Origin of the sequence: Thalassospira sp. UBA1131 (assembly GCF_002311515.1) — a bacterium.
Lineage (GTDB): Bacteria > Pseudomonadota > Alphaproteobacteria > Rhodospirillales > Thalassospiraceae > Thalassospira.
Genome location: NZ_DCAO01000092.1, coordinates 2083 through 4273, shown reverse-complemented (window position 1 = coordinate 4273; position 2191 = coordinate 2083). Strand labels below are relative to the sequence as shown.

The following is a 2191-nucleotide window of genomic DNA, read 5'->3' as shown; positions in this document are numbered from 1 at the left end:
ATCAGGCGGCGACAGAACGGGTCGGAACGAACAGTTTGCTGAGATAACCCAAGCCCACAACAAGCGCGATCACGTCAAACAAAGCCATGGTCGATACGCCAATCGCGGCAAACCCGGTATTTTCAAGCAGTGGCTCGAAGCACTGGTCGTTGATTTCCATAAACAGCCCGATGATGAGCAGGTAGGCGCCATAACGCTCTGAAAGTTCGTTGAGATCATGCTGTTTCTCGGCAATCTCTTCGCCATAAGCTCGTTTCGCCAACATTTCACGCATCTCAAGGAACACGCCAAAGGCAACCAGAATGACGGCGACATCTTCTTCAAGCGTCACATCGGCATCGAATATGCCGGCCTCAAACGCAAAGGTCAGCGTGGCAAGGTGTGCCCAGCCGGTCATCACCACCATCGCCATGACAACAAAGGTCCAGATCGCCAACGAAACCGGATGAATGGTGAAAAGGAAAAACAGCTTTGTCATTGGTTCGCCCCAACAAATGCAAAAACGCACCCCTGCCGGTTTCAGCACGGTAAAAAATCATCCTTACGCGCACTATCCACGGATTCCAACTGACAAAGCAATTTTGGGAAAAAATTGGCGCACCCGACAGGATTCGAACCTGTGGCCTTTGCCTTCGGAGGGCAACGCTCTATCCAGCTGAGCTACGGGTGCGCAATATGTGGGGCCGTGACTGGAATGTGTGGCCCGAGCGGTTTGGGTGATACAGGTTTTGGCCTGAACGGGCAAGGGTTTTCGAACCCCGATCCCCGCTCCATCATCCCCGATCCCGGTTAAGGTAACCTTGGCAGGTTGTGGCTGCAATCAGCTTTCGACATCGCGACGTTCATACGGGTCACGGACCACCCAGGTGCCATCCCATTCGCGGTCCTGTTCGCGCCGCTCAAGGCGTTCCATGCGGTTCATCATCAGCTGAGCGGCAAAGTCGCTGTCATCAAATGCAATGACTTCTTCATAGAGCGGTCGCGCCGCGTCAAAATTGCCATCGCGATAATGCGCCATGGCGGTTTCGTACTTGCTGCGCCATTCACGCCGTTCTTCGGAAAGCTGCCCGCCCTGCGCCAGCACTTCGTAAAGGAAGACAACCTTTTCAGTACCGAGTAGCACCACATGATCAAGGTCGCGCATTTCGACCTCACCCGACGCCATGCTGGCCGTTTCGTGCGATGCCAGAATTTGTGTGCCATAGACCCGATTGGCCTTTTCCAGACGGTTGGCATAGTTCACGCAATCGCCAACCACGGTATAGGCGCGTGATTTGTCTGTGCCGATGGAACCCACAACCACCTCGCCGGTCGCAATGCCAACGCGGATTTCAAGGCCATGATCGCCGATCAGCTCGGCATATTTGGTCTTAAGCGCGTTAAAGCGCGCAACCTGTTCAAGGGCGGCCTGACAGGCATGTTTGGCATGGGCCCCTTCGCCGCAGAAGGGCGGGCCCCAGAAGCCGATCACACGGTCGCCAACAAAGTTGTCGATAATGCCGCTTTGATTGGCAATCGGTTCGGTCATCGCGGTGAGATAATCATTCAGGAAATCAACAAGCTTTTCTGGCGGCGTATGTTCCGCCAGCCAGTCAAACCCGGTCAGGTTGACGACACTGACGGTCATCACGCGCTTTTCCGAGTTTTCAAGCGCGGTTTCCTGATTGATCAGATTATTGATGACTTTCGGATCGACATATTTGCCAAACCTTTCGCGCATGCGGAACCGCACGCGGAGTTCGCGCGTCATGCGGTTAAAGGCATCGGCCAACCGGCCAAAATCACCCTTGGAGCTGAATTCAAGCTTGGTATCAAGCTTGCCCGACTGAATGGAATTCAATGCACTCGTGGTTTTGCGCACGGCAACCACCACCGCATGCGCCATATAATAGGCCAGCGAAATACCGATAATGACGGCCGCCAGCATCATGATGAATTCGGCCTGAATCAGGAAATCTTCGCGCTTGGAAACGTTCTCAACCGTCTGTGCCGCGTAATCTTCAAGAAGCCGGATTTCGTTGCGCAGGTTCAGCACAATAATCCGATGCAGGCCGCGCACAGTGTTTTCCTGTGACCGGGCATCTGCAAGGTTTCCTGCCCGCACCTGATCAAGCAGGCGTTCAACGCCCAAGGAAAACTGTGCCGATACATCGGCAAATTCCCGCATGCGCACATCAAGATCAAACAGCAC

2 protein-coding genes and 1 tRNA gene are annotated in these 2191 nt (G+C 54.2%); all 3 read right to left on the bottom strand.

Features of this window, described 5'->3' with window-relative positions; translation table 11 throughout:
* Position 1: 1 nt before the first annotated feature.
* Positions 2 to 478, bottom strand: a complete 477-nt coding sequence (locus B3Z49_RS14075) for a hypothetical protein (RefSeq protein WP_296992005.1) — start codon at positions 476 to 478, stop codon at positions 2 to 4.
* Positions 479 to 593: 115 nt separating this feature from the next.
* Positions 594 to 670, bottom strand: a tRNA-Arg gene (locus B3Z49_RS14070).
* A 150-nt stretch (positions 671 to 820) separates the two neighbouring features.
* A partial coding sequence (locus B3Z49_RS14065; RefSeq protein ID WP_296992003.1) for an adenylate/guanylate cyclase domain-containing protein occupies positions 821 to 2191 on the bottom strand: 1371 nt, incomplete at its 5' end.

Excerpts from the sequence above, each read along its gene's own strand:
- B3Z49_RS14075 (WP_296992005.1), bottom strand. The coding sequence starts at position 478 with ATGACAAAGCTGTTTTTCCTTTTCACCATTCATCCGGTTTCGTTGGCG.